The sequence below is a fragment of the Yoonia maritima genome (genome assembly GCF_043641945.1).
GTDB lineage: Bacteria > Pseudomonadota > Alphaproteobacteria > Rhodobacterales > Rhodobacteraceae > Yoonia > Yoonia maritima_B.
In genome coordinates this window covers 88,774-103,131 of sequence record NZ_JBHZRX010000004.1, presented here as the reverse complement: position 1 = coordinate 103,131, position 14,358 = coordinate 88,774, and the positions used below count along the sequence as shown (strand labels likewise).

Annotated in this window: 23 protein-coding genes; 8 read left to right on the top strand and 15 right to left on the bottom strand. The window is 54.3% G+C overall.

Going from position 1 to position 14,358, the window contains the following annotated elements:
• Window positions 1–6: 6 nt before the first annotated feature.
• The 11 genes from rpmE to ACHUEV_RS10070 all read right to left on the bottom strand — a co-directional run bounded on the left by rpmE (window position 7) and on the right by ACHUEV_RS10070 (window position 6,579).
• Entirely contained in the window at window positions 7–228 is a 222-nt protein-coding gene (gene rpmE / locus ACHUEV_RS10120) for a 50S ribosomal protein L31 (protein WP_090199856.1), read from the bottom strand.
• 11 nt (window positions 229–239) lie between these two features.
• Window positions 240–623: a 50S ribosomal protein L19 gene (rplS, locus tag ACHUEV_RS10115; protein ID WP_394179477.1), complete on the bottom strand. Its 384-nt coding sequence runs from the start codon at window positions 621–623 to the stop codon at window positions 240–242.
• 245 nt (window positions 624–868) lie between these two features.
• The gene (gene trmD / locus ACHUEV_RS10110) at window positions 869–1,684 is read right to left on the bottom strand and encodes a tRNA (guanosine(37)-N1)-methyltransferase TrmD (RefSeq protein WP_394179475.1); all 816 of its coding nucleotides are present in this window, start codon (window positions 1,682–1,684) and stop codon (window positions 869–871) included.
• Window positions 1,685–1,757: 73 nt separating this feature from the next.
• Window positions 1,758–2,291 (bottom strand): ribosome maturation factor RimM, encoded by a 534-nt coding sequence (gene rimM, locus ACHUEV_RS10105; RefSeq protein WP_394179473.1) that lies wholly within the window; start codon window positions 2,289–2,291, stop codon window positions 1,758–1,760.
• A complete protein-coding gene (locus tag ACHUEV_RS10100) occupies window positions 2,284–2,436 on the bottom strand; it encodes a hypothetical protein (RefSeq protein ID WP_394179471.1) in 153 nt (50 codons plus the stop codon). The genes rimM and ACHUEV_RS10100 overlap by 8 nt, the downstream gene beginning before the upstream one ends.
• Window positions 2,437–2,496: 60 nt before the next feature.
• On the bottom strand, window positions 2,497–2,889 hold the full coding sequence (gene rpsP, locus ACHUEV_RS10095) for a 30S ribosomal protein S16 (protein ID WP_204353921.1): 393 nt from the start codon (window positions 2,887–2,889) through the stop codon (window positions 2,497–2,499).
• A 48-nt stretch (window positions 2,890–2,937) separates the two neighbouring features.
• Window positions 2,938–3,234: a chorismate mutase gene (locus ACHUEV_RS10090; RefSeq protein WP_106354712.1), complete on the bottom strand. Its 297-nt coding sequence runs from the start codon at window positions 3,232–3,234 to the stop codon at window positions 2,938–2,940.
• Window positions 3,227–3,787 carry a GNAT family N-acetyltransferase gene (locus ACHUEV_RS10085; protein ID WP_394179468.1) on the bottom strand — a complete coding sequence of 187 codons (561 nt, stop codon included), beginning with the start codon at window positions 3,785–3,787 and terminating at the stop codon, window positions 3,227–3,229. Before ACHUEV_RS10085 ends, ACHUEV_RS10090 begins: the two co-directional genes overlap by 8 nt.
• Window positions 3,784–4,332: a GNAT family N-acetyltransferase gene (locus tag ACHUEV_RS10080; protein ID WP_394179466.1), complete on the bottom strand. Its 549-nt coding sequence runs from the start codon at window positions 4,330–4,332 to the stop codon at window positions 3,784–3,786. Before ACHUEV_RS10080 ends, ACHUEV_RS10085 begins: the two co-directional genes overlap by 4 nt.
• A gap of 3 nt (window positions 4,333–4,335) precedes the next feature.
• The gene (gene ffh, locus ACHUEV_RS10075; RefSeq protein WP_394179464.1) at window positions 4,336–5,835 is read right to left on the bottom strand and encodes a signal recognition particle protein; all 1,500 of its coding nucleotides are present in this window, start codon (window positions 5,833–5,835) and stop codon (window positions 4,336–4,338) included.
• A gap of 156 nt (window positions 5,836–5,991) precedes the next feature.
• On the bottom strand, window positions 5,992–6,579 hold the full coding sequence (locus ACHUEV_RS10070) for a hypothetical protein (protein ID WP_394179462.1): 588 nt from the start codon (window positions 6,577–6,579) through the stop codon (window positions 5,992–5,994).
• A gap of 39 nt (window positions 6,580–6,618) precedes the next feature.
• Here ACHUEV_RS10070 and ACHUEV_RS10065 point away from each other — a divergent pair, with 39 nt between their 5' ends.
• Together ACHUEV_RS10065 and ACHUEV_RS10060 are read left to right on the top strand one after the other, a co-directional pair.
• Window positions 6,619–7,497, top strand: coding sequence for a LysR family transcriptional regulator (locus ACHUEV_RS10065; protein ID WP_106354723.1), 879 nt, complete (start codon window positions 6,619–6,621; stop codon window positions 7,495–7,497).
• On the top strand, window positions 7,497–8,372 hold the full coding sequence (locus tag ACHUEV_RS10060; RefSeq protein ID WP_394179460.1) for a DMT family transporter: 876 nt from the start codon (window positions 7,497–7,499) through the stop codon (window positions 8,370–8,372). The genes ACHUEV_RS10065 and ACHUEV_RS10060 overlap by 1 nt, the downstream gene beginning before the upstream one ends.
• Here ACHUEV_RS10060 and ACHUEV_RS10055 read toward each other — a convergent pair.
• On the bottom strand, window positions 8,369–8,581 hold the full coding sequence (locus ACHUEV_RS10055; RefSeq protein WP_394179458.1) for a hypothetical protein: 213 nt from the start codon (window positions 8,579–8,581) through the stop codon (window positions 8,369–8,371). The genes ACHUEV_RS10060 and ACHUEV_RS10055 overlap by 4 nt on opposite strands.
• 1 nt (window position 8,582) lies before the next feature.
• A complete protein-coding gene (locus ACHUEV_RS10050; RefSeq protein ID WP_394179456.1) occupies window positions 8,583–8,903 on the bottom strand; it encodes an ArsR/SmtB family transcription factor in 321 nt (106 codons plus the stop codon).
• Window positions 8,904–9,303: 400 nt separating this feature from the next.
• Here ACHUEV_RS10050 and ACHUEV_RS10045 point away from each other — a divergent pair, with 400 nt between their 5' ends.
• The 6 genes from ACHUEV_RS10045 (at window position 9,304) to ACHUEV_RS10020 (ending at window position 12,713) form a co-directional block, all read left to right on the top strand.
• Window positions 9,304–9,639, top strand: coding sequence for an AtpZ/AtpI family protein (locus tag ACHUEV_RS10045; RefSeq protein ID WP_394179454.1), 336 nt, complete (start codon window positions 9,304–9,306; stop codon window positions 9,637–9,639).
• Window positions 9,629–10,381, top strand: a complete 753-nt coding sequence (locus ACHUEV_RS10040) for a F0F1 ATP synthase subunit A (RefSeq protein WP_394179452.1) — start codon at window positions 9,629–9,631, stop codon at window positions 10,379–10,381. Before ACHUEV_RS10045 ends, ACHUEV_RS10040 begins: the two co-directional genes overlap by 11 nt.
• A gap of 60 nt (window positions 10,382–10,441) precedes the next feature.
• Window positions 10,442–10,663 (top strand): F0F1 ATP synthase subunit C, encoded by a 222-nt coding sequence (locus ACHUEV_RS10035; protein ID WP_045996757.1) that lies wholly within the window; start codon window positions 10,442–10,444, stop codon window positions 10,661–10,663.
• Between the two features lie 80 nt (window positions 10,664–10,743).
• Window positions 10,744–11,292 (top strand): F0F1 ATP synthase subunit B', encoded by a 549-nt coding sequence (locus tag ACHUEV_RS10030; protein WP_394179450.1) that lies wholly within the window; start codon window positions 10,744–10,746, stop codon window positions 11,290–11,292.
• 3 nt (window positions 11,293–11,295) lie between these two features.
• The gene (locus ACHUEV_RS10025) at window positions 11,296–11,853 is read left to right on the top strand and encodes a F0F1 ATP synthase subunit B (RefSeq protein WP_394179448.1); all 558 of its coding nucleotides are present in this window, start codon (window positions 11,296–11,298) and stop codon (window positions 11,851–11,853) included.
• Between the two features lie 125 nt (window positions 11,854–11,978).
• A complete protein-coding gene (locus ACHUEV_RS10020) occupies window positions 11,979–12,713 on the top strand; it encodes a CPBP family intramembrane glutamic endopeptidase (RefSeq protein ID WP_394179446.1) in 735 nt (244 codons plus the stop codon).
• Here ACHUEV_RS10020 and ACHUEV_RS10015 read toward each other — a convergent pair.
• Together ACHUEV_RS10015 and ACHUEV_RS10010 are read right to left on the bottom strand one after the other, a co-directional pair.
• Window positions 12,710–13,477, bottom strand: coding sequence for a FadR/GntR family transcriptional regulator (locus tag ACHUEV_RS10015; protein WP_106354743.1), 768 nt, complete (start codon window positions 13,475–13,477; stop codon window positions 12,710–12,712). The two genes, ACHUEV_RS10020 and ACHUEV_RS10015, sit on opposite strands and share 4 nt — an antisense overlap.
• Window positions 13,478–13,585: 108 nt before the next feature.
• A complete protein-coding gene (locus ACHUEV_RS10010) occupies window positions 13,586–14,245 on the bottom strand; it encodes a YiaD family glycine zipper/OmpA-like lipoprotein (protein ID WP_394179444.1) in 660 nt (219 codons plus the stop codon).
• Window positions 14,246–14,358: the final 113 nt, after the last annotated feature.

The following is a 14,358-nucleotide window of genomic DNA, read 5'->3' as shown; positions in this document are numbered from 1 at the left end:
ATGAGCTTAGAAGCCCAGACCAGCGTATTTGTTTTTGAACTTAGAAACACGACCGCCAGCATCCATCAGACGGGTTGATCCGCCGTTCCATGCTGGGTGTACAGATGGGTCGATGTCCAGCGCCATTTGGTCGCCTTCTTTGCCCCATGTGGATTTCATTTGAACCACAGTGCCATCGGTCATTTTCACGTCGATGAAGTGATAATCTGGGTGGATATCTTTTTTCATGACAGCAATCCTTAAGCTTCGGCGCCCTTAGGCGCTTTGTAGTTGGTGACTTCTGCGATACGTGCGGACTTACCGCGACGGCTGCGCAGGTAGTACAGTTTCGCGCGACGTACGCGACCACGGCGAACCACGGTGATGTTGTCGATGTTTGTTGAGTGCAGTGGGAACACACGTTCCACGCCTTCACCAAAGGAAATCTTGCGAACAGTGAACGAGCCAGCAATGCCTTTGCCGTTCTTACGGGCGATGCATACGCCTTCGTAGTTCTGCACACGAGTACGTGTGCCTTCGGTTACTTTGTAACCAACGCGGATGGTGTCACCCGCTTTAAAATCGGGGATTTCTTTCCCCAGCGCAGCAACCTGCTCCGCTTCGAGTTGTGCAATCAGATCCATCTGACGGCTCCTTAATATGCTTGCGGTTTTCCGCAATGTTTCTGTGCAAACTGAGAGCTCTTGGTCTTCAACCGGGTCCCTATCCAAAGATAAGCCCGCCAGAGGTCAGGTCGTCATTCGTTTATTGGTTTGGCTCCGTCTGCCTTGCACCGAAGAAGGTACCACATATGACATTACCAAACGAATCCGCAGGCCAAAGGCCGCAGACTGCCGTTCTATAGGGGGCATCCCCTTTGTGATCAAGGTTATTGTTGGGTTTTGGCCTGATGGGCCGCCCATAAATCGGGGCGTCGTTCTTGTGTGATCTTTTCCGACATCTCGCGCCGCCATTCTGCGATTTTGGCGTGGTTGCCGGATAGCAGAACATCGGGGATCGCATGACCCTGCCATTCAGCGGGTTTTGTGTATTGCGGATGCTCTAGCAGCCCGTTGGAATGGCTTTCTTCGACCGCGCTATCTGCATTTCCGAGCACGCCTGGCAAAAGGCGCACAGTTGCGTCGATCATGGCTTGGGCTGCGATTTCGCCGCCTGTCATGACGAAATCACCAAGCGACACTTCTTGGATACCAAAGTGCTGCAATATCCGCTCGTCCACGCCTTCAAACCGACCACAGAGCATGGTGACACCATCCGCGCGCGCCCAGTTACGGGCCATGGCCTGATCAAACCGCTGTCCGCGTGGTGACAGATAGACCATTGGCATCATGCCCCGCGCGCCAGCGCGTGCATCTTTGATCGCTGCTTCTAGCACGTCAGCACGTAGAACCATGCCAGCGCCACCACCGGCAGGGGTGTCATCGACGTTTCGGTGTTTGCCGATCCCGTATTCGCGCAGGTCATAAGTCTGCATCTGCCAACGCCCGTCCTGAAGTGCCTTACCCGTCAGGCTCTCACCCAATACGCCGGGAAAGGCTTGGGGAAACAGCGTAAGCACCTGTGCGGTCCACGACCCGGCAAGCTCTGGGGTGTCGGTCATCAGTTCGCGCGGCTTCAATGTCGGGCGAATGGAGATGCGCCCAGCGGCTTTGCCCGCGGGCTTTGGGGGAGTTTTTTCAGACATGCGGTGTTTCTATGGGATGCCACTGCGCGGCGAAAGGGGCAACGTGCCCGGTTGGGGAAACGATCTGGGCTGGTTATTCCGCGTCTTGCGGCAAATCGGATTGTGAAAACAAACCTTCAGGCGGATCAGCGATCACGCGGCCAGACGAAAGATCAACAGTTGGCACGGCGGCCTTAGTGAATGGCAGTAGGACGGTTTCGGATTGGCCGGGCACAATAACCTCAAGCAGATCGCCTGCACCGTGGTCCATGACGTTCTTAACGGTGCCAAGCGTTGCGCCACCAGTATCAAGCACCGTTAGCCCGATCAGATCGGCATAGTAATATTCATCATCAGGCAGGGACGGCATCGCGTCGCGGTCAGCGTAAAGGCTGATGTTGCGTAGCGCGTCGGCTTCTTCTTTGGTGGTGATGCCATCAACACGGGCGGTAAAGCCGTTTTTCAGCTGACCAGTCAAAACCATTTGGCCAAAGGTGCGACCGTCTTCGGTGTAAAGCGGGGTGTAATCGGCAATTGCTGCGGGATCCGCGCAAAACGACTTAAGGCGGACTTCGCCTTTGACGCCAAAAGAGCCGCCAAGCGTTCCAACAATTACGCGGTCAGTCATTTGGGATATCCGATCTTACACACATTTGTTTGGTCCATTGTCCGTTGCTGTCTTCGCAATTTGCCTGCGCATTGCCGCGTTCAGTCAGAATACCTGCAATGAAAGCAAATGCTGTGAAAATCACAAGGCGTAGCAAACGAAACATGGAAGTTCCCTAAAGGGATGGGGTGTTGCCCGGCACAATGACCGGGCAACGGTGAGTAACTTACTCTTCAGAAGCAGCAGCTTCTTCTGCAGGTGCGTTTGCAGCTTCTTCAGCAGCTTTCGCTTTTTCTGCTTTTTCTTCAGCACGTGCCTGAGCAGCTTTGCCAGGTGTACCTTTTTTCGGGTTGCTGCGGTCTTTCTTAGGCAGCTCGCCTGCGGCTTCCAGCATACGGGAAACACGGTCAGTCGGCTGTGCGCCTTCACCCAACCAGTACTTCACGCGCTCGATGTCCATTTTCACGCGGTCTTCGCTGTCTTTTGGCAACATTGGGTTATATGTGCCCAGCTTTTCGATGAAACGGCCATCACGTGGCATGCGGCTGTCAGCAGCAACGATTGCGTAGTGAGGACGTTTTTTAGAACCGCCGCGTGCGAGACGAATTTTCATAGCCATGGTGTATTCTCCTATAAATGGCAGGTGTGTGGTGGATTGAAATCCACCCTACGATTGGTGTTGTTTGTGGTGTTGGATTACTTCCTGAATGATGAAGTTCAGGAATTTCTTGGCAAACTCAGGATCTAGATCGGCCTGACTTGCAAGTTCGGTCAACCGTGCAATCTGCTGCTCTTCGCGCGCAGGATCGGACGGTGGAAGGTCGTGTTCGGCTTTGAGTTTGCCGACGGCTTGGGTGTGCTTGAACCGCTCGCCCAATGTATAAACAAGGATCGCGTCCAATCGGTCAATGCTATCGCGGTGGCCTTTAAGCACCTCGGCGGCGCGGGTAATAGCGTCAGACATGGGACGTTCCTTTGCTGGGGTAATGGTTAAATGTAGTGTTGGCGTCCACCGCATCAGGGGATGGATGCCGCCAGATGTACATTTTGCCTAGCGTTTCGTGATGGTAGGTTTCGCCATCGGTGCAGCCCATGCGTTTGGCAAGGGCGACAGAGCGGCTATTGGTCGGATCGATCAAGCTGATCGCAGTGGTCCAGCCAAGTGTTTGGTAGGCGTAGTTGCGGGCGGCAAGTGCTGCCTCATGGGCGATGCCGCGTCCTTCGCCGTTTTCGAAAAGAGACCATGCAATTTCCGGTTCTGGCCAGCCTTCGGGGTAGTAAAGCCCAACGACACCAAGTGCTAAATCCGTTTCACGATCTGCGACGATCCAACGCCCGAAACCGCGCAAGACCCAATGCCCTGCGATTTCCGCAAGCTGGGTAAAAGCCTGTGCCCGCGTAAACGGCCCGCCAAGCAGTTTTGTGCGGTCAGAGCCCCGAAATTCGGCATAGTCATCAAAGTCGCGCCATTCGGGTGCGCGTAGGGTTAGCCGTTCAGTTTGCAACACAGGGATCATGAAATTGCCCCTGCTGCTTGGGCGGTGGCGCGTGGATTGTCGTGGGCAAGATGCCGCATGACGATCACGTTTTCACCATCGATCACGTCGCGGCGTTCTTCGGTCGCCCCAAGGCGCGTCGCCAAAGAAAGCGAACGTGTGTTGCTGGGCGCGATGAGTGAAATCAGTGGTTCAAGCCCAAGTGTCCGGCCAGCCCATTCGCGCACAACGCAGGCAGCCTCGAACGCGTAGGATTTGCCTTCGAAGCCATCAAACATATGCCACGCCATTTCGGGCTGCGGCCATTCGATGTGGTTCAGGACACCAACGCGGCCAGTTGCAACGCCAGTATCTTTTTCAGTCACGGTAAAGAAACCGTAGCCATGCCAATTCCAGTGCCCAATGCCTGCGATAAAACCACGCCAAGCGTCACGTTCACTTACCGCGCCACCCAACGTTTCCATGCGCGCAGAACGCGTTGCCCAAGCGGTGAATGCCGCTAGGTCGCGCTTTTCTGGGCCGCGAAGGACCAGACGTGCTGTGGAAAGGGTGGGTGCGGGTGTCATTGGTTACTTTTTCTTCCCGAAACCAGATAGACCGGGTGGCAGGCCCATGCCGCCGCCAAGACCGGGCAGACCGCCGGGCATTTTGCCTTGCAGGGCTTTAGCCGCTTCTTCCATGGCTTTTGGGTCGTTCATGTCGGGCATTCCAGCTGGCATACCGCCGCCTTTGCCGAACATGCCTTTCATGGCTTGTTTCAGCATGCCGCCTTTGCCCATCTTCTTCATCATGTCAGCCATCTGACGATGCTGTTTGACCAGCTTGTTCAGTTCAGACACTTCAAGGCCGGCACCTTTGGCGATCCGCTTTTTGCGGGATGCGGCCAGTAGGTCAGGGTTCGCCCGTTCCTTTTTCGTCATGGAATTGATCAGCGCGATTTGGCGTTTCAGGATGCTGTCATCCATGCCAGCAGCGGCCATCTGTTTACCCATTTTGGCAGCGCCCGGCATCATGCCCATCATACCTTCCATACCGCCCATCTTGAGCATCTGCTCGAGCTGCATTTTCAGGTCGTTCATGTTGAAACGGCCCTTTTGGAACCGCTTCATCATGCGTTCGGCTTGTTCAGCCTCGATGGTTTCTTGGGCTTTTTCGACGAGCGCAACGATGTCACCCATGCCAAGGATACGACCGGCGATCCGGTCAGGCTCAAAGGTTTCAATCGCGTCTAGCTTTTCACCGACACCAACAAAACGGATTGGTTTGCCCGTGATCGCACGCATCGAAAGCGCCGCACCACCGCGACCGTCACCGTCCATACGTGTCAGGACGACGCCAGAAACGCCGATTTTGTCGTCAAATTCTTGGGCGACGTTGACCGCGTCTTGACCTGTCAGGCCGTCGACGACCAGCAGTGTCTCGCGTGGGCTAACGGCGTCACGCACCGCGGCAGCTTGCGCAATCAACTCTTGGTCAATGTGCAGCCGGCCCGCAGTATCGAGCATATAGACGTCATAGCCACCAAGGCTGGCTTGTGTCTTGGCGCGTTTTGCAATCGCAACCGGATCTTCGCCTTTGACGATTGGCAGCGTGTCCACGCCAATCTGACCACCAAGGATTTGCAGCTGCTCCATCGCCGCTGGGCGGTTCACGTCGAGTGACGCCATCAACACGCGCTTGCCTTCGCGTTCTTTCAAACGCTTGGCTAGTTTCGCAGTTGTTGTTGTCTTACCGGAACCTTGCAAACCGACCATCAGGATCGGGGCAGGTGGGTTGTCGATTTTCAGCGCGCCCGGGTCTTCGTCACCGGTTAGGATATGCTGCAGTTCGTCATGAACGATCTTAACGACCTGTTGGCCGGGTGTGATCGATTTTGTGACGGCCTGACCTGTTGCTTTATCCTGAACGGCCTTGATGAAGTCCCGCGCCACCGGCAACGAGACGTCAGCCTCAAGCAATGCCACGCGGACTTCGCGTAGCGCGGTTTTGACGTCGTCGTCAGATAGCGCACCCTGTTTGGTGAGCTTGTCAAAGACGCCTGAAAGGCGGTCGGATAGATTCTCAAACATAGGCCTTGGCCCCTCGCGTCGTTTCGGTTGCCTTGCGTATATAGGAACGCGCGGCGTAAAGCAGTAGCGCCCCCGTGGGCGCAACGCGCTGACGGAGGGCGATCCCCTAGATTTCGGGGACCGGAAAGCTGGTGCTATCCGGGTGTTGGGTCGCGTTTACGCCCGCATGGCGTCTGAGTCAACATCCTGCGCTAGCCAGTCGTTGATGGCTTTGGCAACGTCATTTGCTTTACGTTCGGCGATGCGACCGTTTTCGAATGAAGCCGTTAGGGGATGCGTACCTTCGTCCATTCCACCATCCAGTATCACTGCCACGCGGTGAAATTTTTTATTGGGTTCGCGAGGGGAGGAATATGTCTGAACCTCTGCGCGTGCCACATTCGCAAGCTCGTGGCGAACACGCGTGCGCCCAAATACAGTGCTTCGCCTGATTTCAAACAGATTTCGGCTACGGTCAAATAGAACGTCGATCCGCTTTACCGCCACGCAAAAAATGATGCCGACCGCTATCGCTATCAATGTTAGCATCACGCCTGCAAAGGTATCGCCATTGGTGAAGTTATGAAGCGCCCAGCCGACCAAGGCAACAATTGCAGCACAAATCGTGAGGCCGGCTGCCCACGGCACGTTTTGTAAAATTAGCTGCTCTGGCGTGTTAGTCGCGATCTTCATTGGTGTAATATGGGTGCTAATTCCGTTAATTTCCAGAGAATTAGCTTTGCGGCCTTGAACATACCGCCCCATTTTCTATCTTAGCTGTTAATAAACGCACAGGGGCGGCACATGGATAACTGGGACGAAATTCGCACTGCGTATCAAGTGGCCCGTAAAGGAACCGTGAGCGGCGCAGCGGATGCTCTTGGGGTTCATCATGCCACAGTCATTCGCCACATTGATGCGTTAGAGACCCGATTGGGCGTTAAGCTGTTTCAGCGGCATGCACGCGGTTACACCGCGACCGAGGCGGGGCAGGACCTGTTGCAGGTCGCCCAAGCAACAGATGATCAATTCACGCAATTGGCTGGCCGCATCAAAGGGCAGGGCGAAGGCGTGTCCGGCGATCTGGTCGTCACATCGCTTGAGATGGTGTCGGACTTGCTGACCCCGATCTTGACCCGTTTCCAAGCAAATCACCCAGAGGTGCGCGTCCGTTATCGGACCGGCGACCGTGTTTTCCGTCTGGAATATGGTGAGGCACATGTAGCCGTTCGGGCAGGGCGTATGCCCGAAGAACCCGACAATGTCGTTCAGCCGTTTATGTCACAGCGCATGGCGCTTGTTGCTTCGGCTCCTTATGTCGAAAAATACGGTATCCCTAAGGGTATTGAGGAATTCAAAGACCATATCTTTGTCGGACATGACGATGATAATAGTAGGGCACCATTTGCGAAGTGGATGCGCGATAACATTCCAAGCAACCGTATCGTCTATCTGGCCAGTGAAAACCGCCACATGCGCGACGCAGTGTTGACCGGGGCAGGCATTGGTTTTGTTCAAAGCCATTTGCTGAAACGAGATCTTGGACTGACCGAAGTAATCCCCCCACAAGAAGAATGGGAATCGGCCCTATGGTTGGTGACCCATGTTGATCTTCACCGTACGACCAAGGTGCAGGCATTTCTGCGATTCCTGAAAGACGAAGTAAAAGGCATGAGCTGCTAATGAAGCCTTCACATGCCGGGCATCTTGCGATGCTTTCGTTTTCGGTGCTGATTGCCGGGTCTTTTTCGCTTGGTGCGCTGGCCGCAAATGAAATTACCCCATTGGCGCTGAACTCAGTTCGGTTTTGGATTGCCTGTGCAATTATCGGTACCGCAGCAATGGTAACGACTGGTATCCCACGATCTGCTGCGCAGGCACCTTGGCGTTATCTTGTGCTGGCCGGGTTCTTTACCACCTATTTCGTTTTAATGTTTGAAGGGTTGAAAACCGCAGCGCCAGTCAGTGCGGCGGCGGTATTCACATTGACCCCGATCCTAAGTGCAGCGTTCGGCTGGCTGCTTTTGCGGCAGGTGTTGACTGGTCGCATGGCGCTCGCGCTTGGCATCGGTGCAATGGGCGCGATTTGGGTGATTTTCCGTGCGGATATTCCTGCCATTCTGCGGTTTCAGATTGGTGCGGGTGAAGTCATATATTTCTGGGGCTGCGTCGCCCATGCCGCCTATACTCCGCTGGTGCGCAAGCTGAACCGGGGCGAGTCGACCCTGGTGTTTACATTTGGCACCCTGCTTGCCGGGGCGATTATTCTGACTTTTGTCGGTTGGAATGATCTGATGGCGACCGATTGGGGGAATCTGCCTAGCATCGTCTGGATCACGATCATCTATACATCGGTGATCGCAAGCGCGACGACCTTCACACTCTTGCAGTTCGCAGCACTACGTCTGCCCAGCTCAAAGGTAATGGCCTATACTTATCTCACGCCATCGTGGGTGATCGCATGGGATATTGCTTTGGGTGGAACCGCGCCGCCAGCCATGGTGTTGCTTGGCTTAGTATTGACGGTTGTGGCGTTGGTGATGCTGTTGCGCGACTAGCGCTGAAAATACCAACGGCGTGCCGCGACAAAGGCCCATATCCCTTCGGCGACAAAGAACGGATATGACCCGATCAGGAAGGCATAGACCGCCGCAGCAGCACATGCGCAGGCGAAAATCGCGATGTAGACGGACCCGCGCTGTTCTAGCGCATAGCTTGCGACCATCACAGTTACGGCAGCAAGGCCAAAGTATTCGATCGGTTCCATACTACTTTAATTCGACTTTGAGGAATTCTTCGAACGCATCAAGGTCGATCGCGTCCATCTGGCCAAATGCTTGCATCCAAACAGAGGCCTCGCGCATTGCATCGGGTTCCAGCTTGCACCATTTCACCCGCCCGCGCTTTTCTTGGCTGATGAGTCCGGCAGATGTGAGGATGCCTAGGTGTTTCGAAATCGCTGCGAGTGAAACCGCAAAGGGGTCGGCCACATCGGTCACTGCCATGTCATCCTCTAGCAGCATCGCAAGGATCGCGCGGCGTGTCGGGTCAGCGAGGGCCGAGAATATGATATCGAGCTGTTGCGTCATAAGGTGACGTCCTAGCAATGATCTCGCAGGCAGACCAGCGTTTCATAGCGGGGGATCTTCTTTGGGTCATATGAGCCAAGTAATGCGAAGGTGTGTAAGTTCGGCAGGTGCTAAGCCCAAAACATACACGCTGTAACTTCAGTCGAAAGCTTTGCTCTCCTCGGTGTTCGAGGGGTGAGAGTTTGTGCGGTCAAAAAGGTGGGTTGCACCTGATCTTCCGATACTTAACGAAATGGTTGAATGTTGTGTGGGGCTGAATCTGTCGCGTTGATTGTGATTTTCGGGAATCTTGTCTGGCTATTTGTTATATAAAACAGTGCCTTATTGACTCATCACGTTTGCTTGACTCTGAGCGGCGGCACACCTAAACCATGCCCAACCTTCCGAGGGGACCAAATACATGTCTGACCCGCACGACGCTGACCGCCTAAAGGCACTTGAAGCGAAGATCGCAGCGTTAAAAACGCCTGAGCCAGACAAGGACCACTCAGAAGAACATTATTCTCAAGCACAGCTTGCTTGGCGGATGGTGATAGAGCTAGTTGCCGGTCTTGCGATCGGCTTTGGCATCGGATTTGGGCTGGATACCTTGTTTGGGACCAAGCCAATTTTTCTGGTGCTGTTCATATTCTTTGGCCTCGCGGCTGGTGTTTTGACCATGATGCGATCAGCCAAAGAGGTGCAGATGAAGCAGCAAGAAGCTGCGGAAGAAAAGGGTGACGCAAGTGGCGACTGAAACACACTCCGAAGGTGGTCTGGTTTTCCATCCGCTGGATCAGTTTATTCCCAAGCCGTTGTTCGGCCATGGTGAAGTTCACTGGTATACACCATCGAACCTGACCCTTTGGTTGGCAATTTTGGTTCTTTGCGTCGTTGGCGTTTTCGTTCTGGGTAGCCGCGGTCGCGGTATCATCCCATCACGTATCCAATCTGTAGGCGAGCTGATGTACGGCTTTGTTTACAAGATGATCGAAGACGTGACTGGCAAAGATGCTGTCAAATACTTCCCATACATCATGACAATGTTCGTGTTTGTGTTGTTTGCGAACTATCTGGCGCTGCTGCCTATGTCTTATAGCCCGACATCTATGATCGCGATTACTGCGGTTCTTGGTTTCGGTGTCTTTATCGCAATCACTGTTCTGGGCTTTGTTAAGCACGGCGCTGCGTTCCTTGGCCTTTTCTGGATGAAAGACGCGCCCGGCTTCTTGCGCCCAATCATCGCGATCATCGAAGTGATCTCTTACTTCGTTCGTCCGGTCAGCCTGTCCATTCGTTTGGCTGGTAACATCACTGCGGGTCACGTTGTGATCAAGGTTTTCGCAGGCTTCGCCGCGCTGACTTTGGCCAGCCCTGCAGCGATCCTTGGTATCACTGCTATCTACGGTCTTGAGATCTTGGTGGCTGGTATTCAGGCCTATGTTTTCACGATCTTGACGTGTGTCTACCTAAAAGACGCGCTTCACCCCGCACACTAATCACCACAAGGGTGGGCAATTCCACCCTTTACTAAACTTCCAATCGTAAGGAGAATTCTCATGGAAGGCGATATCGCAAGCATCGGTGCCGGTCTGGCAGCAATCGGTTCAGGCATTGCAGCCATCGGCGTTGGTAACGTTGCTGGTAACTACCTGGCAGGCGCACTGCGCAACCCATCAGCTGCTGCTTCGCAGACAGCAACACTGTTCATCGGCCTGGCCTTCGCCGAAGCTCTGGGGATCTTCTCGTTCCTCGTCGCGCTTCTGCTGAAGTTCGCCTAAGAACAAGCCGTTATCCTTACGTCTGGCTGGTGCGGTAACCTGCGCCAGCCAGTAAAATCACAAGGTATTCGGGGGCCATTATGGCGACAGAAACACACGAAACCGTAGCAAGCGCTTGCGTCGATGCGCAAGGTGGTGCCATCGGCATGCCGCAGCTTTGCGCGGACTGGATTCCACACCAGATATTCTGGCTACTCGTTGCGCTAGCCGCGACTTTCTTTGTGATGTCACGCATCGCATTGCCCCGCATCGCTGCGGTTCTGGCAGAGCGTTCCGGCACAATCACAAACGACCTTGCCGCTGCAGAAGAGCTAAAGAACAAAGCATCCGAAGCAGAAGCTGCTTATGACAAGGCGCTTGTTGATGCACGTGCACAGGCCCAGCAGATCGTTGCTGAAGCCAAAGCAGAAATTCAGGCAGAGCTGGATGCGGAGCTTGCAAAAGCTGACGAACAGATCGCTGCTAAGACAGCCGAAAGCGAAGCGGCAATCGCCGAAATTCGCGAAGGTGCTGTTAAATCCGTCACTGACGTTGCCAAAGCAACAGCCAAAGAATTGGTTGCTGCAATGGGCGGCAAGGCTGACGCAAAAACCATCACCGCTGCGGTGACGGCACGGATGAAAGGCTAAGTCATGCGTTTGATTTTCACCGCACTCTTCGCCCTGAGCGCTTCACCTGCATTCGCAGCAAGCGGTCCATTCTTTTCTCTGAAGAACACTGACTTTGTTGTTCTGATCGCGTTCCTGATCCTTGTCGGTATCATGCTTTACCTGAAGGTCCCAAAGGCCATCGGTGACATGCTTGATAAACGTGCAGCCAGCATCAAGTCTGAACTGGACGAAGCCAAGGCACTGCGTGAAGAAGCACAGTCTTTGCTGGCCTCTTACGAGCGCAAGCAAAAAGAAGTTCAAGCGCAAGCTGAACGGATTGTTGCATCTGCGAAGGACGAAGCAACCAAAGCTGCTGCCACAGCTAAGGAAGAAATCGCAACGTCGATCACACGCCGTCTGGCCGCTGCTGAAGAGCAGATCGCTAGTGCACAGGCTGCTGCTGTCAAAGACGTTCGCGACCAAGCTGTCGTCGTCGCTGTCGGCGCTGCGAAAGACGTGATCGCCAAGCAGATGGACGCTAAGTCCGCTGGTTCTTTGATCGACGATTCAATCGCGACGGTTGCTGACAAGCTGCACTAAACGCTTGTGGGAAACCACATGATGAAATTCAAAAGCCCAGATGCAATATCGCATCCGGGCTTTTTTGTTGACAGTTGGATGGGGCGGCGAAACATTAGTTTCATGTCGGCAGAGAACGTCCACAAATGAATAGTCTCTGCCGCGCGCTCTGGGCCTTTGCGATTTACTTTGGCATTCTGGTTGGGGCGACTGCATCTACATTCCTTTCGCCGAACGCTCCGACCGACACGGTTTCAATCATGTGGCGCCTGCTGCCAGTAAAGTTGGTGTTGCTGGCCTTCTGCTACTTTTACGTCACGCGTTATGCCGACTGGCGTAGCATCGGTTTTGGACCTGTCCATTGGCCGGGTCTTATCTGGTTGCTACCCTCGTGTTTGCTGATGTGTGTGATGGGCATCGTGACTGTTTTGGGTACGACAACGGGTGAGGCGGTAACGATCAACTTACCGTCGTTCCTTTTGCTGATAACGATACCTTTGTTCATCGGACTGACCGAAGAAATTATGTTTCGGGGTATTCTGCTGCGTGCGTTTCTGGAACGGCTTCCTGTCTTCTATGCTATGTTGCTCAGCGCGATACTGTTTGGCGCGATGCATTTGGCGAATGGGCTAACCGGGCAACCGATGCTTGCGACCCTTCAGCAGGTTGCCTTTGCATTTCTTGTGGGGGTCTTCCTTGCGCCGATCGCGTTGAAAACGGGTAACCTGTGGGTCGTGATCATTTGGCACGCTGTCTGGGATTTTCTCGTTTACCTAAGCCAATTGGTCGGCGTGCTGCATCACTACGCGTTGATCGGAATTATGGTCCAAACGCTGATCAGCGTTTGGCTTTGGGCGCAACTCGTTCAGGTGAAGGATTAGCGGGAAACTTCTTGGTCCAGCCGTTTTTGGGCGAAGGTTTCGTTTCGGTCCGACTTTTGTTGATCCGACAAAGATGCCTCGACAAAGTTCAAATGTGCTTCGACGGCGGCACGGGCACCGGCAGGGTCACGGGCTTGCAGCGCATCATTGATCGCACGGTGTTGGTCAAGCAACGTATCGCGTGTGGTCCGCTGTTTGAACATGATGGACCGATTATAGAAAACGCCTTCGCGCAGCAGTTCGTACATCGAACGCATCATGTGCAGCATGATGATGTTGTGGCTTGCTTCGATAATCGACAGATGAAAATCCGCGTCGAGATATGCCTCGTCAGCGGGGTTCCGTTTTTCGTGGGCAGCTTCCATTTTCTGAAAAATGGTGTTGATCACCTCTAGGTCGGTGTCGCTTGCTAACCGTGCGGCACGTTCTGCGGCCAGCCCCTCCATATCGCGCCGAAAGGCGATGTAGTCGAACACCGCATCGACATGGGTCGCGAATAGCTTCACGAGGGCAGGGGCAAAGGCAGAACCGAGCACATCAGCGACATAGACACCGGCACCTGCCTTAGAGGTCAGTAAGCCACGCTCCTGAAGGTCGGCAAGCGCCTCTCGTAGTGACGGTCGGGACACCCCCATACGTTCGCTCAGTTCGCGCTCAGAAGGGAGCCGTTCACCAGGGCGTAGAATGCCGCGCAGAATGAGCCCTTCGATCTGGCGTATGACGCCGTGCGATAGTTTTTCTTGTTGAACTGGTTCGAATGGCATTGGGTCCGCCTTGTTGGATTGGTCAATTTATATGACCAGGTTGGCGTGTTCACAACGAAAAAGGGGCCGCATGATGCGACCCCTTTCAATCGTCATACCAATGGGCGTTTAGCCGTTTGGTGTAATGATGATCTCAACCCGGCGGTTCTGGGCGCGGCCAGCTGCGTTCAGGTTAGATGCGATTGGTTGGTTCTCACCCGCACCGATTGCGCGGATACGTGACGATGAAACGCCACCGCTGCGCAGAACAGATGCAACAGCCTGTGCGCGACGCTGTGACAGGTCGAAGTTATAGCTCGCGTCGCCAGTGTTATCAGTGTGGCCAACAACGTTGACTGTCGTGTTCGGGTGGTTGTTTAGCGAACGTGCAACGATCAGCAGTTCGTTCTGGGACACGCTGGAAACAGCGGTGCTGTCAGTCGCGAACAGCAGGTCTTGTGACAGAACAACGCGCAAGTCGGTGCCGTTGTTTGAAACGCCTACATCGCTGCGCAGTTCACGGCGCAGTTCTTCGGCTTGCTTGTCCAGGTTGTTGCCGATGGCCGCACCAGCACCAGCACCAAGTGCTGCACCGATAAGGGCAGCTTGGTTCCGGTCACGGACTGTGCCGTCGTTGTTTGTCAGTGCGCCTACCGCGGCCCCACCAAGTGCACCAATCAGTGCGCCTTGCTGTGTCTTTTGATAGTCGTTCGGTCCACCGGGTTCACAAGCTGCTACAAAGGTGAGCGAAGCAGCTGCGGCAACAAGCGGGAGTTTTGAAAATTTCATCGTTTCGGTTCCATTCGATATGGGTGCGCAAAATGCGCGTTATGGATAACGCAGCTTATGATCCTAATGCTACTGTTATCCAATAACGCATTCGTCATAGGAATGGTTCCGCC